The following is a 23,366-nucleotide window of genomic DNA, read 5'->3' as shown; positions in this document are numbered from 1 at the left end:
CAGTGGTCCCTGATTACCGGATTCCACTCTCCGGATTCCCCACCTGGTGGATTTGCTACCGCCGCCGGCAGCGTCGTGCAGGTTCGTGCGGCGCGCTGGATCGCGGCGATGCAATCCAGAAGGAGTGGCTCAGGCGGTGAGGTCCACCCCGTACAGGGTGCGTCCGCCGACGAGCTCGCGCCCGGTGACCAGTTCGGGCTCGATACGGACGAAGACTCCCTGCGGTGAGGGCACCCAGGAGGCCGAAACGGTGCGGGCCAGGCGTTCGTGCTCGGCGGGGTCGGTCACCACCACGGCGGTTCCGGTGACGATGACGCTCCAGCCGGAGTACCGGACCGCGTCGACGTCGTCGACCTCGAAGGCGACCACCGCACCGTCGATCGCGTGGACCAGTTCCGAGGCCGCGGAAGTGCGCAGCACCACCGCACCTTCGCCGTCCAGACCGAAGTTCACCGGCAAGACGGCGGGCAGGGCCTGGCGCGTGTAGACGATGCGGCCGACGGGCACCTTGGCCAGCCGCCGAAGGCACTCCTGCCGTCCGAGTTCGTGGAAACCGTCGTTGGTGTACATCAGCCGGCCCCGTCTCTCGCTTGGTACACGGTTCTGCGTCACCCCATCCTGAGCCGGATGCGACCCGGGAATGAGGGGCCATCGGTCCCGGCCGTACCGGAGAACGCCCCGTGTCACACCGCGATCGACGGGTCCGCACGTCCGGGAGCGGGTGCGCGTCCCGTCGGGGACGTCACGCCGCCGGACAGGAACCGACAGATCCGCCTCCTGCCACAGACGGAAATTCTGAGCTTGGGGTGAGGATGCGCACGAGCCGGGTGAACGGCCAGGCCGCGAACAACAGTAGGGCGCTGATCGCGTGGAGTCGGAAGAGCACCGGGGCTTTGGTCATCAGGGCCGGGTCGGGCTGGAGGTAGAAGATGGAGCGGAACCACCCTCCTCCCCGTACCGCCTTGTCTGCATGCGCACCCGCGGAACAACGGCTGCGATCGGCCTTCCTCGCGTCGTGTGGGGGTAGGGCCGGTCGGCCCTACCCCCACACGACGGCCGCGGGGACGATGGACTGATGTACCAGAACGACGCCTTTCGCGCAGTCGACCGGCAGGAAAGCTTGCGCCTGCTCGCCAAGGTGCCGGTTGGCCGCGTGGTCTACACCAGGCAGGCATTGCCCGCGGTCCTCCCCGTCAACTTCTCCCTGGACACGGACACCTCCGTCCTGCTGTGCACCTCGCCGGACTCGGACCTCGTACGCGCCATCGACGGCGTCGTCGTCGCCTTCGAGGCGGACGAGTTCGACGCGGCGACCCGGTCCGGCTGGAGCGTGGTCGTCACCGGACGGGCCACCGTGGTGACCGACCCCGCCGAGCACGAGCGGCTGTCCCGGGACGGCCCCACGTCCTGGATGCCAATGGCAGGGGCCGTGTTCGTGCGGATCGAATCCGAGATGGTCACCGGCCGGGAGCTTCGCCCGCCGGGTCTGTGAGCGTGGTGGCAGCTCCTGAGGCTCGGGCAGCAGCAGAATGGACGATTCCAGTGTCAGCCCGGCGGCACCGCCGAGCACCCGGAATCCGCACACCGACGCGACCATGACGGAACACGATGTGCCAGGCGCTCAGCCGCCCCGCGCGCAGGGTCTCCAGCAGGGCGTCGGTGTCGACCAGGCCGCCACGGCTGGAGTTGACCAGGATCGCGTCGTCCTTCATCGCTGCCAGGGCGCGGGCGTCCACCAGGTGGTGGGTGTCTTCCAGCAGCGGCACGGGCAGGCTGACCAGGTCCGCCTCGGCGAACAGCCGCTCCCGCTCGACGTACTCCATACCCAGAGCCAGGCAGTCGGGATTCTCGGCGACGTCCCAGCCCAGCAGCCGCATGCCGAAACCATGGGCGATCCGGGCGAACGCGGCTCCGATCTTCCCGGTTCCCACAACCCCGGCCGTCCGGCCCCGAAGGTCGCGGCCCATCAGCCCGTCGAGCCTGAAGTCGAACTCCCGGGTGCGGTGCGCGGCCCGCACGATCCGCCGGTCCACGGCGAGCGCCAGCGCCCACGCGAACTCGGCGACCGAGTACGGCGAGTAGTACGACACCCGGGCCACCGTCAGCCCGAACTCCTCGGCCGCCGTCAGGTCGATGTTGTTGTAGCCGGTGGCCCGCTGGGCGATCATCTTCGTGCCGCCCCGGGCCAGCGCGCAGCACGTTCGCGTCCAGGGTGTCGTTGACGCTGCTGAGCACCACCTCATGACCGGCCGCGGTCGGTGCGGTGTCCCTGTTCAGGAACAGCCGTAGGCAGCGCAGCTCATGGCGGTCACCAAGGGCTTTGCCGAACGCGTCGTGCAGCAGCGGCTCCTCGTCCGCGAGGACTCCGTACACGACGATCTCCATGTGCTCTCCTCCCGTGGGGCGGTTGATCACCCTCCACCGTAGGGCGGAGCCGTCGGGCACATCCGCGTGTGAAGGCTCAGCGTGCTTCGTGCCGCAGCCGGTCCTGGGCCTGCGTGGCGATGACCGCGGCCTGGATGCGCCGCTCCACGAGCCGCTGGCCGATCTGGCGGTTGGTCAGTCCCTCCCCGACCAGGGCCAGGATCTCCCGCTCGCGGGCGGTGAGTCCTGGTAGGGCGTCCGGCTCCTCCTGGGGCTCCGGGCCCTTGACGCAGCCGGGCCATCAGCCGGGTGGTGGCGCTCGGGTCGAGCAGGGACTGACCGGCGGCGACCGCTCGGTTCCGACCGCTTGCCCGGCGCCGGCGGTGCCATACGCCGGGGAGACCGGTCGGCCCTTCAGTGTGAGGACCATGCCGTCCGAGTCGGGACCATCGGCCCCTGCGCGGTCCGTTGGCCAGTGGATCCTTGAGACCACTCGTCAGAAGGAGGGTCGCGTCCCGTAGTTCGGGCGACCGTGCTCCGCGATGGGGTGGTTGGCGCCGTCCGGCACCCGGGCTCGGCACGCTCCTCGGCTACCGGTGCTCGTGGCTGAAGGGCGACGTCCTGGCCGGGGTGACGGTGGCCGCGTACCTCGTGCCCCAGGTGATGGCCTGCGCGGGCGTGGCCGGGCTGCGGCGGGTCGCCGGGCTGTGGGCGATCCTGCCCGCGCTCGCCCTGTACGCCCTGCTCGGGTCCTCCCGCCTGCTCTCGGTCGGCCCGGAGGTCGACGACCGCGCTGATGACGGCGACGGTGGTCGGTCCGCACGCCGCCGGAGATCCGGCCCGGTACGCGACGCTGGCGGCCACACTCGCGACTGCGGTGGGACTGCTGTGCGTGGTGGCCTGGGCGACGCGGCTCGGCTTCCTCGCGGATCTGCTGTCCCGGCCGTGCTCATCGGCTACCTGGCGGGCGTGGCGCTGATCATGATGGTGGACCAACTGCCCAAGTTGACCGGCGTCGACACCGCGGGTTCCACGTCTTCCCGCAGCTGTGGTCCTTCGTCCGGAACCTGGCGGACGCCCATCCGGCCACGGTCGTCTTCGCCGCCGTCGCTCTGGCGACATCACCGCCTTGGACGCCGTCGACGCACTCCGCCGTGAACTCACCGACCGCGGAATCGTCTTCGCCCTCGTCCGCGTCAAGCAGGACCTGCTGGACGACCTGACGGCGTACGGCCTCGTGGACGCCGTCGGCCCCGAGCGGATCTTTCCCACCTGCCGACGGCCGTAGCCGCGTACCGGGAGTGGCGCCGCGACCAGTAGGCCGCCCACGCCCCGATGTTCAGCCATCCGCTGCTTGTGGAGTGCCCGCGAACGCCGTCGTCGTCGGACGCGGCTGATCGCGCCCGCCGCGGCAGCGGACAGGGCCGACAGGAGGTCGTCCCCAGCCCATCCGGCCCGGGCCCGGCGGGACCCCTGGGTCAGCTGTGCCTGATTCGATGGGGCCGTTCGGCCCTTCTTCGCCCAGCACCGCCGAAACGCGGTCCGGTGCCTGCTACACAGAAGAGGGTCGCCCCTTCGTTACGGCGCCCGATCCCACCTCACCCCCCGCCTGCCTGGGAGTCTTCATGCTGTCCGCAGAATCCGCCGCCGTGGTACGCGCCACCCTTCCCACCGTGGCCGGAGCCCTCGACGAGATCACCACCCGCTTCTACGGCGCCATGTTCCGCGACCGGCCGGAGCTGCTCGACGGGATGTTCAACCGTGGCAACCAGGCAAGCGGTGCCCAGCGCCGCGCCCTGGCCGGCTCGATCGCGGCCTTCGCGACCATGTTGCTGGAGCAACCGGCCGTCCGGCCCGACGCCCTGCTGAGCCGTATCGCGCACAAGCATGCAGCGGTGGGGGTCACCGACGACCAGTACACGATCGTGCACAAGTATCTGTTCGGCGCGATAGCCGATGTCCTCGGCGACGCGGTCACCCCCGAGGTGGCGGCCGCGTGGGACGAGGTGTACTGGCTGATGGCCGGCGCCCTGATCGCCCAGGAGGCCCGCCTCTACCAGGACGCGGGCGTCGAGCCCGGGCAGATCTGGCGGCAGTGGACGGTCGTCGAGCGCCGCAGCGAAACCGACGACGTGGTGTCCTTCCTGCTCCGCCCCTCGGACGGGCAGCCGGCACCGCAGGCGCGGGCGGGCCAGTACGTGAGCGTACGGGTGCTGATGGCCGACGGGGTGCACCAACTGCGCCAGTACAGCCTGTCGTCCGACCCGGGCGGGGACCTGCGGCGCATCACCGTCAAACGGGTCGCAGGCACGTCCGGCGCGCCGGACGGCGAGGTCTCCAACCTGCTGCACGACCAGGTCCGCGAGGGGGACGAACTGACGCTGTCGGCTCCCTTCGGGGACGTCTTCCTCGACGACCCGGCGGACGCCACCACCCCGGTCGTCCTGGTCTCCGCGGGCATCGGCGGCACCCCCATGACCAGCATCCTGGCGCACCTCGCCGCCCTCGGCTCGACCCGGCCGGTGCTGGTGCTGCACGCCGACCGCTCCCCCGCCGACCATGCTCTGCGCACCGAGACGGGCGAGCTGGTCAGGCAACTGCCGGGAGCCCGCGCGGTCTTCTGGTACGAGCAGCCCGGCCCGGCGGAACCCGACGCGCGCGAGGGCCTGATGAACCTCGACGACTTCGAACTGCCCGACGGCGCCACGGTGTTCCTGTGCGGGCCGCTGCCTTTCATGCGGGAGGTGCGCGGCCAGTTGCTGGCCTCCGGCGTCCCGGCGCGCAGCATCCGCTACGAGGTCTTCGGCCCCGACCTGTGGCTTCCCGGGCGGGCGGCCTGAACGACTGATGGGGCCGTCCGCACCAGGTGGGTGACCAACAGCCCACTGACGGCGCACGCAGGCACGGGAAACGCTGACACCGTGCGGTTCCCGAACAACGGGCCAGAACGAGGAGTTGTGCGATGGCGAAGGCATACCTGGTGGGCAGCGGCATAGCGGCGCTCGCCGCGGCCACGTTCCTGATCCGCGACGGCGGATTCGACGGAGCGGACATCCACCTCTTCGAGGAGCAGCGGAACCTCGGCGGCAGCCTGGACGCGGGCGGCACGGCCGACGTCGGCTACACCATGCGCGGCGGGCGGATGTTCGAGGCCGAGTACCGCTGCACGTACGACCTGCTCTCCGGCATCCCCTCGCTCGACGAGCCCTCGGTGTCCGTGACGCAGGAGATCCTCGCCGGACACGAGGACTTCGCCTGGGACGACATCGCACGGCTCGTGGACGGCGACGGAAGGATCGTCGACGTAAGCTCGATGGGTTTCTCCGAGCGCGACCGCCTGGACCTGGTCCGCTGCCTGGTGACACCCGAGGGACACCTGGACGGCAAGCGGATCACCGACTGCTTCTCCGAGCACTTCTTCACCACGAACTTCTGGTTCCTGTGGTGCACCACGTTCGCCTTCCAGCCCTGGCACAGCGCCATCGAGTTCCGCCGCTACCTCAGGCGCTTCATCCACCTCGCCCCCGAGTTCTCCACCCTCTCCGACATCCACCACACCCGCTACAGCCAGTACGACTCCATCGTGCGCCCCCTGACCACCTGGCTCCACGAACGGGGCGTCACCGTCCACACCCACTGCCACGTCACCGACCTCGGGTTCGCGCCGGGGCACCGGTCCACGACAGTCAAGCGCATCTACTTGACCCGGGACGGCCGTGAGGAACAGATCGATGTGGCCCCCGAGGACCTGGTCCTGGTGACCAACGGCTCCATGACCGACTCGACCAGCTTCGGCTCCCAATTCGCCGCTCCGCCGCCCCCACCCCGGAACTCGGACGCCTGGCTGCTCTGGCACCGGCTCGCCCGGGGCCGCGACGACTTCGGCAATCCCGACGCCTTCGACAAGCACGTCAAGGAGTCCCGCTGGGAGTCGTTCACCGTCACTGCCAAGGACCCCGCCCTCCTGGACGCGCTAGCGGAGTTCAGCGGCCGGGAGACCGGCCGGGGCGGGCTGATGACGTTCACCGACTCCAACTGGCTGCTCACCATCGCCGCGGGCCGCCAGCCCGTCTACCGCGACCAGCCCGAGGACGTCTCCGTCTGGTGGGGCTACGGCCTGCGCCCCGGCCGCGCCGGCAACCACACGCCCAAGCCGATGACGATGTGTTCCGGCCGGGAGATCCTCGAAGAGGTCCTGCACCACCTGCCCTTCGACGACGCGGTGGCGGCACGTGTGATGGAGACCTCCACCGTCGTGCCCTGCCTGATGCCGTACATCACCAGCCAGTTCCTGGCCCGCCGCCGCGACGACCGTCCCAAGGTCGTACCCGAGGGCTCGGTCAACCTGGCCTTCATCGGCCAGTTCGCCGAGGTGCCCGACGACGTGGTCTTCACCGTCGAGTACTCCGTACGCACCGCCTGGACAGCCGTAGCCCAGCTCCTCGGCCTCGGCAGAAAACCGCCCGCGGTCTACAAGGGCCACCACGATCCCCACGTGCTGGCCGCCGCTCTGGAAACCATGCACCGTCGGTGACGTGGAGCGGAACCTGGGAGCCGTGGCCGCGGTGGGACTGGCCGGGTACGGCAACGGGTTGTACCCCCGTCGACGAGTGGGGCCGACCGGTACAGGCAGCGATCGTGGCGATGGACACCCATAGCGAACCGCTGCTGTACGAATCGCGGAGCACTCCGATCTGGTCCGGCGCCACCGAGCTGTCGGGGACGGTGCTCTTCGCGGGGCCCCCGGTCGCCTGCTGGCCAGGCTCCCCCGCCACGAGCTCGAGGTGCTTCAGCAGGCCCGCCGACGCAGGAGACCTCGCGGCACCCGCTCACCCTGGGATTTTCCAGGTCTGCCCCGCACCGCTCCGACAGGTCGTCGAGCTCGCTCGGCTGGGCGAGCCCCTCACGCACCCGGTCCCCCAGCGCGTCCACCGTCCGCCAGCCCGGTTGCCGCTCCCGCAGTGTCACCACGAGCCGGTCCGCCATCGCCTCCGACTGCGCAAGCGGCGCAGGTACGCCTCGCTGTACGGGCGGAGACCGTGCCAGATCAGCGCTACAGCAAGCAGGTACCACCAGCAGACCAAGAACTTGCTGGGAGCACTTCGCCACGACATTTTTTCGAGGGCAGGACCGAGCACCCACCAATACGGGGCCACTCACGCCTTGTCGACTTCCCACAAGACGACAGGGCTACGGCTGAGTCCCCGTACCGAAAGGGACCCAGCCGCCCATCAGGTCAGCATCCGTCCGATGGTCGGCCAGTCTGCAATGCCCAATCGGACGCCGCACAGGCACGCCATGGCCCCGCACCGATACCTGATGACTCGTCAGTAGAGTGATCCTCACGGTCATCGCGGTGGCTGTGGCCGAGGAGACCCGTCACCGGGACCTGGCCGATGTCGTTCCGGCCACCGAGCCGGGGGCCGACCGGACGAGTGCCACCGTGGAGGACGCCCGCAGCGTCTGATCCCGCGAGCGTGTTCTGCGGCCCCCGTACGTCCGCGCGTACGGGGGTCAGTGCCGTGCCGGCGCCGACAACCGGTGCAGGCGCAGGGCGAGCTGGATCTCCAGGGCGCGCGCCGGGCTCTGCCAGTCGTCGCCGAGGAGGCGGCCGACACGCTCCAGGCGCTGGGCGACCGTGTTCACATGGACGTGCAGCTCGTCCTTGGTGCGGGCGGGGCTCATGCCGCACGCGAAGTACGCGTCGAGGGTGCGCAGCAGTTCCGTGCCACGGCGCCGGTCGTAGGCGAGGACCTGACCGATGGTGCGGTCGACGAAGCCCGGGATGTCCCGGTCGCCGGCCAAGAGCAGTCCCAGGAAGCCGAAGTCCTCGGCGGCGGCCCCGTCGCCACAACGGCCGAGGACGCGCAGGGCTTCGAGGCAGCGCCGGGCCTCCGCGTAGGCCGTGGCCACGGTCTCGGGGCGGAGGGCGAGGTCGTCGGCGGGTGCGGAAGCGCCGACGGTGACCGGTGCGTGGACCGCGGTGCCCAGGTGCCGGGCGGCGCGGCGGGCCAGGCCGGTCGCCGTGTCCCCGGGGCCGAGGGGCAGCAGCAGGACGGTGCCCCCGTCCCGCGCGGCGGCCAGGCCGTACCGGGTGGCGGCCAGGTGGGACGCGGCCGCCGCCAGGCGTCTGCGGGCGTCCGCCTCTTGGTCGGCATCGGCCGCGCCGCCCTCCGGCCGCGCGGCCAGGACCACGTGGAGCGCGTCGAGGTCGGCGTGGAGCCGGGCCGCACGCTCCCGCAGCAGGCGCGGGTCGCGGTCGCGGGCGTCGAGCAGGTCGTCCAGCAGTTCGCCGCGCACGCGTTGTTCGGCCTCGGCGGCGGATCTGCGGGCCAGGAGCAGCAGGGAGGTGACCATGGCGGCACGTTCCAGGGTGCGCTGGTCGACGGGGTCGAGTCCCGGGTGGCCGCGCAGCACCAGCGCGCCGAGCAGTTCACCGCCCGCGGTGACGGCCGCGATCCAGTCGTCCTCGTGCCGCACCACGTGGCCCTCCGCGCGGGACGTCTCCAGCGCCCCGGCCGGGGCGGCGGTGGGCTCGGCGAACCGGACCGTGCCGTCGAGGATTTCGGAGACGGCTGCGGCCACGTCGTGCACCCCGCCGCCGCGCAGGACGAGCTCGGCCAGCCGGTCGTGCACGTCGGACGCGCGTTCGATGACGCCGCTGCGGTCCCGGATGATCTCGTTGGCCCGTTCCAGACCGGCGAGCGCCGACCGGGTCTCGGCGAGCAGGTTCGCGGTGTCGATGGCGGCCGCGGCGAGGGCGGCGAACGAACCGAGCAGGGCGATCTGCTCCCGCTCGAAGACCCGGGCGCGGCGGTCCGCGGCGAACAGCACGCCGATGACGTGGTGCCCTAGGGTCAGCGGCACCCCGAGGATGGCCACCAGTCCTTCGTCCCGCACGCCCGCGTCGATGGTGAGGGTGTGCTGGAAACGGTCGTCCTTGAAGTAGTCGTCGGTGACATAGGGGCGCGCGGTCTGGGCGACCAGGCCGCCGAGCCCCTCCCCCATGCCAAGCCGCAGCTGCTGGAACCGGGCCGCGACGGAGCCCTCGGTGACCCGCATGTAGGTGTCGCCGCGCTCGGTGTCGTGCAGGCTGAGGTAGGCGACGTCCGTGCCCAGCAGCGAGCGGGCGCGCTGCACGATCGCCTGGAGCACGGCGTCGAGGTCGCGCAGCCCCGCGAGGTCGTGGGCGGTCTCGAACAGGGCGGACAGCTCGGCCTCGCGCCGGCGCCGCCCCTCCAGCTCGGCGCGCACGCGCAGGGCGAGCGGCTTGGCCTGCCGGAGCGCGGCGATCCACTCCTCCGGGCGCCCCTCGGCACGCGCGAGCAGCTCCGGCTGCTCGTAGACGTCGGCCGACGCGCCTCTGGCCAAGAGCTCGAGGAACGGCATCTCGGCGGACTGCACATGATCGCTGGACATGCTCACAGGATTCACCATGACCGGGCCGTCCCGTCAGCCCTGTGGACAACTCCCCGGGCCGACGGAAGCGGCGGGCTCAGTGGGCGGTCCAGCCACCGTCGAGCACGAGCGAGGTGCCGGTCACGAAGGACGCCTGAGGACCGCACAGATACGCCACCGCCTCGGCGACCTCCTCCGGTTCGATACGCCGCTTGACGGCGCTGTCCCGCAGGAGCACCTCGGTCAGGACCCGCTCCTCGGGGATGCCGTGCGTCTGCGCCTGGTCGGCGAGCTGCTTCTCGACCAGGGGGGTGCGCACATAGGCGGGGTTCACACAGTTCGAGGTGACTCCGTGGGGTGCGCCTTCGAGGGCGGTGGTCTTGGACAGTCCTTCCAGACCATGTTTGGCGGCCACATAGGCCGACTTGTAGGCCGAGGCGCGCAGCCCATGGACGGATGACACGTTCACGATGCGGCCCCACCCCTGCCCGTACATGTGGGGCAGGGCTCCGCGGATGAGCCGGAACGGCGCTTCCAGCATCACGGTGAGCACCGTGTGGAAGACGTCGGGCGGGAACTCCTCGATGGGTCGCATCAGTTGGATCCCGGCGTTGTTGACGAGGACGTCGGTGCCCGCGGCGGCGAGTTCGGCGGCGTCCAGGTCGGTGAGGTCCAGGACGTGCGGCTCTACGGTGCCGGCGAGACCGCGTCCCCGGTCGGCCAGTGTCTCCAGCCCCGCGGCGTCCCGGTCGACGGCTCTCACCTTGGCCCCGGCGGTCGCGAGCCGCAGAGCGCAGGCACGGCCGATGCCGCCGGCGGCGCCGGTGACGAGCGCGGTGCGTCCGCCCAGGTCGAGCGGAACGGCGTGGGGGGCCAGGTGGGCACGGGGCGCGGTCATGGTGCGACCCTAGGCAGCGCCCCCGCCCCACCCCATATGGTCAGGCCCCATAGTTCAGCCCAAGGCAGTGGGGTCGAACCATGTGGGGGCGTCCGACAGGGCCTGCTTGATCCTGAGCAGTCCGAACTCGTTCAGTTCGGGCAGGGCGTCGACGTCGAACCAGGCCACGTCCAGCGACTCGTCGTCGTTGACCCGCGCCTCGCCGCCGACGGCCCGGCAGCGGAAGGTGATGTCCATGTACTGGCAGGTGTCGCCGTTCTCGTACGTGACCGGCTCCAGGGCCTGGACGACGACGACCCGTTCGGCGACGCAGCGCACGGCCGTCTCCTCGTAGACCTCTCGCGCCGCGCAGGCCGCGGGCTGCTCCCCGGGGTCCGGGATGCCGCCGATCACGGACCACTTGCGGGTGTCGGCGCGGCGGTTGAGCAGCACCTTGCCCTCGTCGTCGAAGACGAGGGCGGTGACCCCGGGGAGCCAGAGCAGCTGATGACCGGCGGAGGCCCGGAGGGTGCGGATGAAGTCGGGAGTAGCCATGCCGTCGACCTTAAGGGCCGCTTTCGGCGGCCCGACGCGATTCGGGCGGCGTGCGACCGGCGTACCGCTCCATGTCACCGGCGCGTCGTCCGCGCAGCCCGGTGGCGCCGGCCCAGCCGAGTCCGCCGGCCGCGAGAAGCACGAGCGCGATCTCCGGGAGGATGCCGAGCCGGGTGGCGGGAGTCTGCGAGGACCGCAGCGGCACCTTCTGCACCAGGGAGTCGGCGACGAACATGCCGGTCTTCTGCGTGATTCTCCCGTTCGGCATGATGATCGCGCTGACACCGCTGGTCACCGGCACCGTGACGGTCCGGCTGTGTTCGACCGCGCGCACCCGGGACATGGCGAGCTGCTGGTAGGTCATCTCGCTGCGGTCGAAGGTGGCGTTGTTGCTGGGCACGGAGATCATCTGGGCGCCGTCGGTGACCTCGGAGCGCACGGTCCAGTCGAAGGCGGCCTCGTAACAGGTGACCAATCCGACCTTGGTGCCGTCCATGGTGAACACGCCCGGCTTGGTGCCACGGCTGAAGTCCTGGCGGACCATCGCGGTCCAGTCGTTGTTGATCGCGCCGACGAGCGAGCGCAGCGGCAGGTACTCGCCGAACGGCTGGATCTGGCGCTTGTCGTAGGTGTCGACGGGGCCCTTCGCCGGGTCCCACAGGATCTGCTCGTTGTACAGCCTGCCGTCCCGCTCGACGACGCCGCCGACCGAGATGGGCACACCGATGGACCGGGCCGCGCTGTCGATGACGGCGCGGGCGTCGGGGTTGGCGAAGGGGTCGATGTCGGAGGAGTTCTCCGGCCACAGCACGAAGTCGGGCTGCTCGGCCTTGCCGGCCTTGACCTGGGCGGCCAGGCGTTCCGTCTCGCGCGCGTGGTAGTCGAGGACGGCGCGTCGCTGGGAGTTGAAGTCGAGGCCGGCGCGGGGCACGTTGCCCTGGATCACCGCGACGGTGGCGGTGCCGTCCTGGGCCGTGTCGCTGACCAGCGGCCGGGCCGCGACGGCGCCCACGACCGGGACGGCAAGGCTCAGCAGGCCCACGGCCGCCGCTGCGCGCCGCACCTCACCGGTCCGCCGCCGGCGCCCGGCCAGCCGGACGGCCTCGTACAGCCCGAAGCCGCACAGGACCACCGCGAAGCCGAGCACCGGGGTGCCGCCCACCGCGGCGAGCGGCAGGAACACGCCGTCCGCCTGCCCGAACGCGATCTTTCCCCAGGGGAAGCCGCTGAAGGGCGCACGCGCGCGTGCCGCCTCGCCGGCGATCCACACGGCGGCCGCCCACACCGGCCAGCCGGGCAGATTCGACACCGCCGCCACACCCGCACCGACCACGGCGATGAAGAGGGCCTCGATCGCCACCAGGGCGAGCCACGGTCCCGGCCCCACCTCCACTCCGGTCCACACCAGCAGCGGCAGCAGGAAGCCGAGGCCGAAGAGGTAGCCGAGGCCCAGGGCCGCCTTCCAGCCGCGGCCGCGCAGCACCCAGCCGAAGACGGCGAACGCCGGCAGGGCCAGCCACCACAGCGTGCGGGGCGGGAAGGAGACGTAGAGGAGCAGGCCGGAGAGCGCGGCTGCGGCGGCCGGAAGGAGACGCACGAGCCGCTCGGCCCAGGTCCGCGCCGCGGGCGCGGTCCGCGGCTCCAGCTGGTCCGACTCGCCGACGGAGGTTGCGGTGACGGTCACTCCCGGAGTCTAAGGCGCGTGACCTCGGGGCGAACAGCGCAGTCTGCGGGGCGGACTCCCTGTTCATTTCGTCACGACACATCCCCAAACCCCTCACCAGCCGTTACGGTGTGCCAAGCCTCAGTCGTACGGCCCGTCGGGCCCGTTCCGGCCGAGGTCTTCACAGGTCGGGGCACGGGGCGCCGGGGGGCGGGCGGGGTGGGTTCCACAGGGGTGACGTCCTCGTCCGGAACGGACGCGGACGGCGAGAGACGAATCGTTTCTGACGCGGCGGGCGTCGTGGTGCTGGGGGCCTGCGCCGGCTGGTCCCTGATCACGGCCGCCGTGCACGACGGCAGGCCCGAGGGGGTGCTCCTGGCGGTGCTGGCCGTGGCCGCCGGGTATGCCGCCGGGCGGATCAGCGGGGCGCTGCTGCCCGTCGGGGCACCGTTGGCCGGCGCGCTGGCCGGGATCACGCTGACCGTGGCCGTTCCGCACCTCGCTCCGGGCCCGCAGATCGCCGCGCCCCTGGGGCACGCCGGGGGGACCGCCGCCGTACTGACGCTGTCGGCCGGTGCCGCCTGCTGCGCGGCCTGGGCCGCGCCGGTCCCGGCCGTGCGGTTCGCCCTGCGTCTGCTGGCCGCCGCGATCGCGGCGCTGGCGGCCGTGCTCGGCTCGACCGGTGGCTTCGTGACCTGTCTCGCGGTGCTGGCGGGCTCGCTGGCCCTCGGCCGTACCCGTCACCGCGGCGCCGGGATGGCCGTGCTGGCGGCCGTCGCCGTCCTGGTGACCGGCGTGATCTGGGCGATCGCCGCGCATGCCGTGCCGGGCGGTCTCATGGCCGCGCTGGAGGGGCGACTGACGCCGCACCGCGTCCGCCTGTGGCACGAGGCGTGGCAACTGGTGGGCGAGGACACCGCTCTGGGAGCCGGCCCGGGCCGTTTCGGGGAGCTGAGCGCGACATCCGCCGAGTCACTGCTGTCCGACGGCAAGCCCCACTCGGCGCTCCTGCAACAGGCGGCCGAACAGGGCGTCGTCGGTGTGCTCCTGCTGGCGGCGGCGTTCTGCTGGATGCTCTACGCCCTGTGGCGCGGCCCGCGCCCGACCCCGGTGGCGCTCACCGCGGGCGCGGCCCTGACGGCGCTCGCCGCCATCGCCGCGATCGGCAACGCGCTCAGCTTCACCGCGGTGTCGCTGGGAGCGGGCCTGCTGGCGGGCATGGCCACGGCGCGCCCCCTGGAACCCACGAGCCACGCTCCGGAGAGCCCCCCCGCGCGGGGCGAACCGCACTACTGCCTGGTGACGGCGCACCACCGCGTGCCGACCGGCACGGCGTCCGGTCCTCGACGACGGCCGCGCCGCGGCGCCGTGATCACAGTCGGTGATCACCCCTGCTGCGGCGGCGCGGTCGCATCCGGCGCACAGGAACCCTGAGCGGTTCAGCGGGCGACATGGTCGGTGGGCCGGGCCGATGGACGCGATGAGCGCTCGGCGGTTCAGTGCGCGGGGGCGCCCGGCTTGGTGGGCCGCAGGCGGGCCTCGATCACCCGTACGGCCGCCTCCGCGTCGTCCACGGTGATCGTGAAGGTGTGCCCGTCCCACAGCTCCAGCTCCACGCCCTCCCCCCGGCGTACGACCACCGCGGTGCCCTTCTCGGGCCGCCACCGGTAACCCCAGCCGCCCCAGTGGCGGGGGGTGACATGGGAGATGTAGGTGGCGCCGACCACCTGGGAGAGCGGGATACGGCGGCGGGGCACGCCGATGTGGCCGCAGCGCACTTCGAGGTGCTCCTCGTCGACCCGCAGGGCGACGTGCACGAAGGCGAGTGTTCCGAAGAGGACCAGCAGCCCGGCGGCGATGCACCCCACGACGGCCATGACGAGCGGGGCGATGCCGGACTTCCAGGCCGAGTCGACGGCCAGCTCGATGCCCAGTGCCATGCAGGCGGCACCCGCGAGCGCCAGCAGCCACTGCACTCGGTTGGTGGCACGGCCGGTCCACACCTCCGAGTGCGGGTGGGGGGCGTTCTCGCCGTGGCGGTGGTCCCTCATGTCTTTGAGGGTACTCAGGATTCACTCCGCTGGTACCTCATGGCGGAGCGTGACGGCGCCGGCCGGGCGGCGGGCTGCCCCGGAACGACGATGACCGTCGGTGACGGGTTCCGGTCAGCCGGCGGGTGTGACCGCCTGCAGCAGGCGGCCCTCCGCATAGGCCAGCGCGGGGTCCGGCAGCGCGCCCTCGCGTCCGCTGAGCAGCACGGTGAGCGTGCCGTGCGGTGTGGCTCCCGGCGCGGGCTGCTCGCCGAGCCGACGCAGGGCCTGGGCGGCCACGGCGCCCGCCGAGCCGTGCAGCACGAGCGGCGGTCGACCGGGGCGCTGGACGGCGGTCCGGATGCGCTCGGCGACCAGTTCGTAGTGGGTGCAGCCGAGCACGACGGTCGTCACCTCGTCCGGGGTGAGGGCGGCGGCCGCGGACACGGCCGCGTCGATCGCCGCCTCGTCCGCGTGTTCCACGGCCTCGGCGAGACCCCAGCACGGCACCTCGGTGACGGGCACGCCGCCGGCGAAGTTCCGGATCAGGTCCCGCTGGTAGGGGCTGCCGGTGGTGGCCGGGGTGGCCCAGATGGCGAGGTGCCCGCCGCCGGCCGCGGCCGGTTTGATCGCCGGGACGGTGCCGACGACCGGGAGCCCGGGTTCGAGGCGGGCGCGCAGGGCGGTGAGCGCGTGCACGGTCGCGGTGTTGCAGCCGACGATCAGGGCGTCGGGGCGGCGCGCGGCGGCGGCCTCGGCGACGGCCAGGGCACGCCTGGTCAGGTCCTGCGGGGTGCGCGGGCCCCACGGCATGCCGTCGGGGTCCAGGGAGAGCACGAGATCGGCGTCGGGGCGCAGTCGCCGTACCGCGGCGGTGGCCGCCAGCAGACCGATTCCGGAGTCCATGAGCGCGATCTTCACCCGATCACGATAGACGATGAGCGGTCCCGGGCAGGTCCCGTGGGGCAGACTGCGCGCGTGAGCGCTGTTGTGTGGACCGCCGCTGGATCACTGCTCGCCTGGCTGTGGCTGCTGCTCTGCCAGGGCTTCTTCTGGCGCACCGATGTGCGGCTGCCTTCGCGCGAGGAGCCGGACGCGTGGCCGGCCGTGTGCGTCGTCGTCCCCGCGCGCGACGAGGCGGCCGTGCTGCCCGCCGCGCTGCCGTCGCTGCTCGTCCAGGACTATCCGGGGCGGGCGGAGATCTTCCTCGTCGACGACGGCAGTTCGGACGGCACCGGTGATCTGGCGCGTGAGCTGGCGCGCCGGCACGGTGGGCTGCCGCTGACCGTGGGCTCGCCGGGCGAGCCCCCGGCGGGCTGGACCGGCAAGCTGTGGGCGGTGCGCCACGGCATCGGGCTGGCACGCGCGCGCGAGCCGGAGTACCTCCTCCTGACGGACGCCGACATCGCGCACGCGCCGGACAGTCTGCGGGAATTGGTGGCGGCGGCGCGTTCGGGAGGGTTCGACGTCGTCTCCCAGATGGCCCGGCTGCGGGTGGAGAGCGTGTGGGAGCGGCTCGTCGTGCCGGCGTTCGTGTACTTCTTCGCACAGCTCTACCCCTTCCGCCGGATCGGCGAGAAGGGCCGGACGGCGGCCGCGGCCGGGGGCTGCGTCCTGCTGCGGGCGGATGCGGCCGAGGCGGCGCGGATCCCGGACGCGATCCGGCACGCCGTGATCGACGACGTGGCGCTCGCCCGGGCCGTCAAGCGGGGCGGCGGCCGCGTCTGGCTGGGGCTCGCCGAGCGGGTGGACAGCGTGCGACCGTATCCGCGGCTGCACGACCTGTGGCGCATGGTCTCGCGCAGCGCGTACGCGCAGGTGCGGTACAGCCCTCTGCTGCTGGCCGGGACGGTCGCCGGGCTGGCGCTGGTGTACCTGGTCCCGCCCGTGGCCGTCCTGGCCGGCCTCGTCGCCGGTGGCGCCCCGGCCGCGGTCCTCGGCGGTCTCGCCTGGCTCGTCATGGCGGGGACGTACGTCCCGATGCTCCGTTACTACCGGCAGCCGCTGTGGCTCGCTCCCCTGCTGCCGTTCACCGCGTTCCTCTATCTCCTCATGACGGTCGACTCGGCGGTGCAGCACTACCGGGGGCGCGGCGCGGCCTGGAAGGGCCGCACCTACGCCAGTCCGGACGCCGTGCCCGACGAGGGCTGACGGCGCCGGGCTCGGTCACTTGCGGCCGGGGGTCCAGTTCATGCCCCACCCGTAGGCGTGGTCGACGGTCCGCTGCGGGCTCACCCCGCGGTCGGGCACCAGATAGCGCGCCTCCCGCTGGACGACCAGGTCGCCGCCGCTGTTGGTGATCAGGGCGAGCGCGCACACCAGCGACGGGACCGTGCACTCGTCGAGGGAGAACTCGATCGGCGCCCCGTGCTGGGGCCGGAGCGTCACCGACGCGTTCAGTTCGGCGAAGGAGCGGGCGCCTTGGTAGATGGTGACGAAGATGAGGATCCGCCGGAAGGCTTCCTTGTGGTCGAGGTTGACGGTGAGGTTCTCACCCGTCGACACGGCGCCGGTGCGGTCGTCTCCGTCGAGGTGGATGTACGGAGGCTGATGCAGCGCCCCGAAGCTGTTGCCGAGGGCCTGTACGACGCCCTTGCTGCCGTCGGCGAGTTCGTACAGCGCGCACAGGTCGAGGTCGAGGTCGGAGTGCATCGCGGTCGGGCGCCCGAACTTGCTGCTCCACCCCGAGAACTGCTTGCGCACCTGCCAGTTGAGGTTCACGTGCAGCGCGCCGGAGGTGCCACCCTGCTTCGTGAGCGAGACGGAGGGGGCCGCCTTGGTGAGCGTCACCTTGGTGAGGCGGACGGGCGCGGGCGGCGCGGCGGGCGGGGGTGGGGCCACGGGCTGCGGCGCCGGCGGGGGCGTGTACGGGGCGGGCGGTGGGACGGGTGGGGGTGCCGGAGCCATGGCCGGGGCCGCCTGCTGCGGTTCGTCCACCGTGATGCCGTAGTCCGTGGCCAGACCTTCGAGTCCGCTGCTGTAGCCCTGGCCGACGGCGCGGAACTTCCAGGCGCCCTGGCGGCGGTAGAACTCGCCCAGCACGAAAGCGGTTTCATCGGTGGCGCCCGGGTTGTCGAAACGGGCCACCGCAGCGCCCTGGGCGGCGTCCTGGACCTCGATGTACAGGTCGGGAACCCGCCCGAAGGGGCCGCCGTCGGAGGAGGCGGCCAGGACGATCGTCTCGATCGCGGGCTCCACGCGCGCGAGGTCGATGAGGAGCGTGTCGGTCACCCGGCCGCCGACGGTGCGCTTGCCCTCGTGCCGGACGGCTCCCGAGGAGTGCGTGGGCTGGTTGTAGAAGACGAAGTCCGCGTCCGAGCGGACCTTTCCGCTTGCCAGCAGCAAAGCGGAGGCGTCGGCGTCCGGCACTCCGGGGCCGGTCCGCCACCCCCATTCCACCCGCAAAGCCGCAGTGGGCACCGGAGTATTTGAACCTTTCAGCATGTGCATTTCCGCCCCCATCGAGTGTCACCGCGCCAAACCCGCCCCGGCCGTCGGTCCGGCTCCGTCCGCACAACCTATTCCTTGCCGTCGGCGAAGTCCCAGGCACGAGCGACCGGAAGCCCGAGCGCCAACCGCTGGTAACCCGCCCGGAACTCGGCCTTTACACGATCAAGCCCTCGTTCGCCGCCCCTTTTTGCCGAGTTCGCTCGCATTGGGGATACCGGGTCACTGCGGACACGGAAAACAACCCTCTTATCGGTCTCCCCAACCAGCACATCGTGGGCTTAACTTATGTGCCATGACCTCCCCCCGCTCCACCTATGGCGGCGGCTACTACTCCGCCTCCTTCCCGGACACCCCGATCTACGACAAGCTCGTCGCCGAGCGGGGCACCCCGCAGATCGCTCCGATCCGGGTCCCCGCTCAGTACGACATGCCGGGCGGCAACCTGCCCGCCCTCCCGTCGGCGCTGCCCGCCCTCCCGGCAGCTCCTTCCCAGCCCTTCTACGGCTATCCGCAGGCGCAGCAGCCCGCACCTCTGCAGCAGGCGCCCGCGGCGTACATCCCGCAGCAGGCCACCGCTCCGCGCGGCTACCCCGGCCCCCAGCCGCAGCAGCCGCGTCCGGCGGCCCCCGCCGGCTACGAGGCGATGCGCCCCGCGGCTCCCCGGCCGGCCCCGGCCCCCTATCAGGACCCGTACAACAACCAGCAGTACCGCGGGTACTGAGCCGCCCCCGGGGGCTGTCGGTGCCGCCTGGCACGATGGCCCCATGGGGAACGCTCACCTGCACGCGCTTCACATCCATCCGGTCAAGGCGGTCCGGGGCCCGGCGCCCCGGGAGGCCGTCGTGGAGCCCTGAGGGCCGGCCGGTGACCGGCGCTGGGTGCTGATCGACGACGGGGGAAAGGTCGTCACACAACGCCTGCTGCCGCGCCTGGCGCTCGCCGCCGCCGAGCTGCTGCCCGGTGGCGCCGTCCGGCTGTCCACACCCGGCATGCGGCCGCTGACGGTGGCCGTCCCCCGGCCCCTCGCCACCGTGACGGTGGAGATCTTCCGCGACAAGGTCGAGGCGGTCCCGGCCGAGGACGAGGCCGCGCACGCCTGGGTCAGCTCCTTCCTCGGCATCGACGCGCGCCTGGCGTACATGGACGAGCCGGCCACGCGCCGGCCCGTCGCCCCGCAGTACGCGCGGCCCGGTGAGACCGTCTCCTTCGCCGACGGTTTTCCGCTGCTGCTCACCACGACGGCCTCGCTCGACGCCCTCAACTCCCTCATCGCGCGGGGCGAGCACGCCGACGAGGGCCCCCTGCCCATGAACCGCTTCCGGCCGAACGTGGTCGTGGCGGGCACCCCCGCGTGGGCCGAGGACGACTGGTCGCGCCTCGCCGTCGGGGAGGTGCACTTCCGCGCGGCCAAGCCCTGCGGCCGATGCGTGGTCACCACCACCGACCAGGGCACCGGCGAGCGCGCCCGCGAGCCCCTGTTCAGCCTGGGGCGGCACCGGCGGCTCGGCGGCAAGCTGGTCTTCGGGCAGAACCTGATACCCCTCTCCCGGGGCACGATCCGGGTGGGTGACCCGGTCGGGATCCTCGAACAGCGCTCCGACCGCCGCGGGAACCGCGCCGCCGGCCCGGGCGTTGGCCTGGTGTGAGAAATTCATGAGAGGCAGCCCTGGGGAGAGGTGATGTCTCTCTTCGAGAGGTCCGCGCGCGGACGGCTCCGCCGGGGAGTATCACGGAGCGGGGAAGGGGGTGCGGGCGGTGCGAGCGATCAGCGGACTCTGGCGCTGGCGGCGCAACCCACTGTGCCGCGCGACCGACCTCGCCGAGGCCTGGGTGGCCCTGGCCGCCCTGCTGCTCATCCTGTCGGCCGCCCCCGTGGTGGGCTCCTTCGTCGGAGGAGCCGCGCAGGACGCGCTGCAGCGCTCCGTCCGGGCCCAGCACGAAGCGCGGCACCCGGTGACGGCCACCGTGGTCCGCAAGCTGGACCGCTCCCCGCTGGACGCCGACCCGGAGACCTCGTCGGGCAGAGATCTGCGCAACCGCGTCCTCGCCGGCTGGACCGCGCCGGACGGCTCCCCGCACCAGGGGCCCGTCCTGGCGAGTCTCAAGGACCCGCGGCAGGGCGACGAGTTTCGCATATGGACCGACCGGCACGGCCGGTTGGTGGCGCGCCCGCTCGACTCCGCGACGGCCTCGACGCACGCGGTCCTCGCCGGCTTCGGCGCGGCCCTGGTGACGGGCGGCCTCATCGAGGGCGGCAGACGGCTGATCGTCTGGCACATGGTCCGCCGCCGGTACGCCCGTTGGGACCAGGCATGGGACAGGGCGGGTCCGGACTGGGGCAGGACGGGCGCCGGCAACTGACGGCCTTCCGGCTCTGGTCAACCCACCACCCGCGCGCACGCTACGGTGGTCCGGCCGAACCGTTCGGCACAACCCGCGCGCGAGCGAGCCCCAGGGACGCGCCGGTGTCGGTGCCGCGTGCGCGCCCGGGCCACCACGGCCGGGCTCGGTCGCGGTCGCGACCCCGGCCGGAGCGCCCCGAGGGCGGACGAGCCATCAGTACGACCGAGGTGGGGGCACAGCTACACCATGGCACAGGGCACGGTCCAGGTGACGCACACCGGCACGTCGCGGTGGCGGCGCCGCACGGGTGAGTACGCATCGCTCGCCGCCGCCCTGGAGGCCGCGGCCGACGGAGACGTCCTCACCGTCGCGCCCGGCACCTACCGGGAGAACCTCGTCCTGCAGCGCGCGGTGACCCTGCGGGGTCCCGAGGGCTCCCCCGGCTCCGTGCGGATCGCGCCCGCGGACGGGGTGCCACTGACTGTGCGGGCCTCGGCGGTGGTGCAGGACCTCCATGTGGAGGGCCAGGACGCGGCCGCTCCCGCCGTGCTGGTGGAGGAGGGCACCCCGGAGCTGCGGGACGTGCGGATCGTGACCCGGTCGGCGGCCGGGATCGAGGTCCGCGGAAGCGCGCGGCCCACGGTGCGGCGCTGCGCGGTCGACAACCCGGCGGGCATCGGCATCGCCGTACTCGACGGCGCGGGCGGGGTGTTCGAGGAGTGCGAGGTCGTCGCGGCCGGCCAGGCGGGCGTGGCGGTGCGCGGCGGCGCCCACCCCCGCCTGGAGCGCTGCCGGATCCACCACACCTCGGGCTCGGGCCTGTCGGCGACCGGGGAGAACTCGGCGCTGGAAGCGGTGGGCTGCGAGATCTACGAAGTGCGGGGCAGCGGTGTGCAGATCACCGGCCGGGCCACCGCGCACCTCACCGACTGCGATGTGCACCGCACGACGGCCGACGGGGTCACGCTCGACACGGACGCCGTACTGACGCTCGCCGACTGCCGTATCCACGACATCCCGGAGAACGCGGTCGACCTGCGCTCCCGTTCCGTTCTCACGCTGACCCGCACCACCGTGCGGCAGTTCGGGCGCAACGGCCTGTCGGTGTGGGACCCGGGCACGCGCGTGGACGCCAACCAGTGCGAGATCTTCGACAGCACCGGCGACTACCCGGCGGTGTGGGTGAGCGACGGGGCGACGGCGGTGCTCGACTCGTGCCGGGTGCACGACGTGCCGGACGCGCTGTTCGTCCTGGACCGCGGTTCGCGCGCGGACGTCGTCGACACCGACCTCTCGCAGGTGCGCAACACGGCCGTGTCGGTGAGCGACGGCGCGACCGCTCAGCTCGACGACTGCCGGATCCGGGACGCGGCGACGGGCGCCTGGTTCCGCGACCACGGCAGCGGCGGCACGCTCAGCAACTGCACGGTGGACGGCACCCAGACCGGCGTGATCGTCACCAAGGGCGCCGATCCCACCGTCGAGCGCTGCACGATCGACTCCCCGGCGGAGGCCGGGGTCTACGTCTCGGCCGGTGGCCGCGGCAGTTTCCTGAACTGCCGGGTCACGGGCAGTGGCGGCTACGGCTTCCATGTGATCGACGGCAGCCGTACGACGCTGCGGAAGTGCCGCACGGAGCGGTGCGCGCGCGGCGGCTACGAGTTCGCGGACGGCGGTGCGGACGCGGCCTCCGGAGCGAGCCCGCTGGTCGAGGACTGCACGAGCGACGAGAGCGGTGGGCCGCGCACACCCGCGGCGCGGGAGACGGCCGTGCAGACGGCGAGTCACTCCCCCGGCCTGCTGGGCGCGGTCCCGGGGCAGCGCGCCGAACCGGAGCCCCTGGCACCGGTCGCCGAGCCCGAGCAGCCGGGCCGCTCCTCCAAGGATGTCCTGGGTGAACTGGACGCGCTGGTGGGCCTGGAGAGCGTCAAGCGCGAGGTGCGTGCCCTCACCGACATGATCGAGGTCGGCCGGCGCCGGCAGGAGGCGGGTCTGAAGGCGGCGTCGGTCAAGCGGCACCTGGTCTTCACGGGCTCCCCCGGCACCGGCAAGACGACGGTCGCGCGGCTCTACGGCGAGATCCTCGCCTCTCTCGGCGTGCTGGAGAAGGGCCATCTGGTCGAGGTGTCCCGCGTCGACCTGGTCGGCGAGCACATCGGCTCGACGGCGATCCGCACCCAGGAGGCCTTCGAGAAGGCGCGCGGCGGCGTGCTGTTCATCGACGAGGCGTACGCGCTCTCCCCGGAGGACGGGGGCCGCGACTTCGGCAAGGAGGCCATCGACACCCTGGTGAAGCTGATGGAGGACCACCGGGACGCGGTCGTGGTGATCGTCGCGGGCTACACGGCGGAGATGGAGCGCTTCCTGTCGGTGAACCCGGGGGTGGCGTCCCGCTTCTCACGGACCATCACCTTCAGCGACTACGGCCCCGATGACCTGCTGCGGATCGTGGAGCAGCAGGCCGAGGAGCACGAGTACCGACTCGCGCCGGGCGCGGCGGAGGCCCTGCGGAAGTACTTCACGGTGCTCCCCAAGGGCCCGGCGTTCGGCAACGGCCGTACCGCGCGGCAGACCTTCGAGGCCATGGTCGAGCGGCACGCGAGCCGGGTCGCCCAGGTCGTGGAGCCGAGCACGGACGACCTGACGCTGCTCTACGCCGAGGATCTGCCCGAGCTCCTGTGACCCT

At 72.4% G+C, this 23,366-nt stretch carries 16 protein-coding genes and 6 pseudogenes; 11 read left to right on the top strand and 11 right to left on the bottom strand.

Features of this window, described 5'->3' with window-relative positions; genetic code table 11:
- Positions 1-129: 129 nt before the first annotated feature.
- The gene (locus tag QNO09_RS05505) at positions 130-570 is read right to left on the bottom strand and encodes a pyridoxamine 5'-phosphate oxidase family protein (RefSeq protein WP_283968905.1); all 441 of its coding nucleotides are present in this window, start codon (positions 568-570) and stop codon (positions 130-132) included.
- A gap of 241 nt (positions 571-811) precedes the next feature.
- Positions 812-958: pseudogene (locus tag QNO09_RS05500) on the bottom strand (respiratory nitrate reductase subunit gamma); the annotation flags it as partial.
- 117 nt (positions 959-1,075) lie between these two features.
- Here QNO09_RS05500 and QNO09_RS05495 point away from each other — a divergent pair.
- A complete protein-coding gene (locus QNO09_RS05495; RefSeq protein WP_283968904.1) occupies positions 1,076-1,492 on the top strand; it encodes a pyridoxamine 5'-phosphate oxidase family protein in 417 nt (138 codons plus the stop codon).
- Between the two features lie 127 nt (positions 1,493-1,619).
- On the opposite strand, the pseudogene QNO09_RS05490 reads toward QNO09_RS05495, so the two are convergent.
- Both QNO09_RS05490 and QNO09_RS05485 read right to left on the bottom strand, forming a co-directional pair.
- A pseudogene (locus QNO09_RS05490) lies at positions 1,620-2,385 on the bottom strand (NAD(P)-dependent oxidoreductase); the annotation flags it as partial.
- A gap of 76 nt (positions 2,386-2,461) precedes the next feature.
- Positions 2,462-2,720: pseudogene (locus QNO09_RS05485) on the bottom strand (LuxR C-terminal-related transcriptional regulator); the annotation flags it as partial.
- A 250-nt stretch (positions 2,721-2,970) separates the two neighbouring features.
- On the opposite strand from QNO09_RS05485, the pseudogene QNO09_RS05480 reads away from it, so the two are divergent.
- The 4 genes and pseudogenes from QNO09_RS05480 to QNO09_RS05465 form a co-directional block, all read left to right on the top strand.
- Positions 2,971-3,479, top strand: a pseudogene (locus tag QNO09_RS05480) (SulP family inorganic anion transporter); the annotation flags it as partial.
- Between the two features lie 14 nt (positions 3,480-3,493).
- Positions 3,494-3,652 (top strand): hypothetical protein, encoded by a 159-nt coding sequence (locus QNO09_RS05475; RefSeq protein WP_283969196.1) that lies wholly within the window; start codon positions 3,494-3,496, stop codon positions 3,650-3,652.
- 337 nt (positions 3,653-3,989) lie between these two features.
- Positions 3,990-5,204: a globin domain-containing protein gene (locus QNO09_RS05470; RefSeq protein WP_283968903.1), complete on the top strand. Its 1,215-nt coding sequence runs from the start codon at positions 3,990-3,992 to the stop codon at positions 5,202-5,204.
- A gap of 107 nt (positions 5,205-5,311) precedes the next feature.
- A pseudogene (locus QNO09_RS05465) lies at positions 5,312-6,898 on the top strand (oleate hydratase); the annotation flags it as partial.
- 980 nt (positions 6,899-7,878) lie between these two features.
- Here the strand turns inward: QNO09_RS05465 and QNO09_RS05460 are convergent.
- The 4 genes from QNO09_RS05460 to lnt form a co-directional block, all read right to left on the bottom strand.
- Positions 7,879-9,783 carry a helix-turn-helix domain-containing protein gene (locus QNO09_RS05460; protein ID WP_283968902.1) on the bottom strand — a complete coding sequence of 635 codons (1,905 nt, stop codon included), beginning with the start codon at positions 9,781-9,783 and terminating at the stop codon, positions 7,879-7,881.
- A gap of 76 nt (positions 9,784-9,859) precedes the next feature.
- Positions 9,860-10,660, bottom strand: a complete 801-nt coding sequence (locus QNO09_RS05455; RefSeq protein ID WP_283968901.1) for a 3-hydroxybutyrate dehydrogenase — start codon at positions 10,658-10,660, stop codon at positions 9,860-9,862.
- 54 nt (positions 10,661-10,714) lie between these two features.
- Complete coding sequence (locus QNO09_RS05450; protein ID WP_283968900.1) at positions 10,715-11,194, bottom strand: NUDIX hydrolase; 480 nt, start codon at positions 11,192-11,194, stop codon at positions 10,715-10,717.
- 10 nt (positions 11,195-11,204) lie between these two features.
- Complete coding sequence (lnt, locus tag QNO09_RS05445) at positions 11,205-12,878, bottom strand: apolipoprotein N-acyltransferase (RefSeq protein ID WP_283968899.1); 1,674 nt, start codon at positions 12,876-12,878, stop codon at positions 11,205-11,207.
- 213 nt (positions 12,879-13,091) lie between these two features.
- Between lnt and QNO09_RS05440 the strand changes: the two genes are divergently transcribed.
- Positions 13,092-14,291: an O-antigen ligase family protein gene (locus QNO09_RS05440; RefSeq protein ID WP_283968898.1), complete on the top strand. Its 1,200-nt coding sequence runs from the start codon at positions 13,092-13,094 to the stop codon at positions 14,289-14,291.
- A gap of 62 nt (positions 14,292-14,353) precedes the next feature.
- On the opposite strand, the gene QNO09_RS05435 is transcribed toward QNO09_RS05440, so the two are convergent.
- The gene (locus tag QNO09_RS05435) at positions 14,354-14,908 is read right to left on the bottom strand and encodes a hypothetical protein (protein ID WP_283968897.1); all 555 of its coding nucleotides are present in this window, start codon (positions 14,906-14,908) and stop codon (positions 14,354-14,356) included.
- A 114-nt stretch (positions 14,909-15,022) separates the two neighbouring features.
- Complete coding sequence (locus QNO09_RS05430) at positions 15,023-15,808, bottom strand: glutamate racemase (RefSeq protein WP_283968896.1); 786 nt, start codon at positions 15,806-15,808, stop codon at positions 15,023-15,025.
- Between the two features lie 39 nt (positions 15,809-15,847).
- Between QNO09_RS05430 and QNO09_RS05425 the strand changes: the two genes are divergently transcribed.
- Entirely contained in the window at positions 15,848-17,038 is a 1,191-nt protein-coding gene (locus tag QNO09_RS05425) for a glycosyltransferase (protein ID WP_283968895.1), read from the top strand.
- Positions 17,039-17,053: 15 nt separating this feature from the next.
- Here the strand turns inward: QNO09_RS05425 and QNO09_RS05420 are convergent, their stop codons facing one another.
- A complete protein-coding gene (locus QNO09_RS05420) occupies positions 17,054-18,331 on the bottom strand; it encodes a TerD family protein (RefSeq protein ID WP_283969183.1) in 1,278 nt (425 codons plus the stop codon).
- Positions 18,332-18,629: 298 nt separating this feature from the next.
- Here QNO09_RS05420 and QNO09_RS05415 point away from each other — a divergent pair, with 298 nt between their 5' ends.
- The 4 genes and pseudogenes from QNO09_RS05415 to QNO09_RS05400 all read left to right on the top strand — a co-directional run bounded on the left by QNO09_RS05415 (position 18,630) and on the right by QNO09_RS05400 (position 23,362).
- Positions 18,630-19,058 (top strand): DUF6643 family protein, encoded by a 429-nt coding sequence (locus QNO09_RS05415; protein WP_283968894.1) that lies wholly within the window; start codon positions 18,630-18,632, stop codon positions 19,056-19,058.
- Between the two features lie 43 nt (positions 19,059-19,101).
- Positions 19,102-19,983, top strand: a pseudogene (locus QNO09_RS05410) (MOSC domain-containing protein).
- Positions 19,984-20,092: 109 nt separating this feature from the next.
- On the top strand, positions 20,093-20,698 hold the full coding sequence (locus QNO09_RS05405) for an Rv1733c family protein (protein WP_283968893.1): 606 nt from the start codon (positions 20,093-20,095) through the stop codon (positions 20,696-20,698).
- A gap of 228 nt (positions 20,699-20,926) precedes the next feature.
- The gene (locus QNO09_RS05400) at positions 20,927-23,362 is read left to right on the top strand and encodes a right-handed parallel beta-helix repeat-containing protein (RefSeq protein WP_283968892.1); all 2,436 of its coding nucleotides are present in this window, start codon (positions 20,927-20,929) and stop codon (positions 23,360-23,362) included.
- Positions 23,363-23,366 lie beyond the last annotated feature (4 nt).

It is taken from the genome of Streptomyces sp. 378 (assembly GCF_030124145.1).
Lineage (GTDB): Bacteria > Actinomycetota > Actinomycetes > Streptomycetales > Streptomycetaceae > Streptomyces.
The sequence above is the reverse complement of the archived record's forward strand: the minus strand, read 5'-3'. Positions and strand labels throughout refer to the sequence as shown.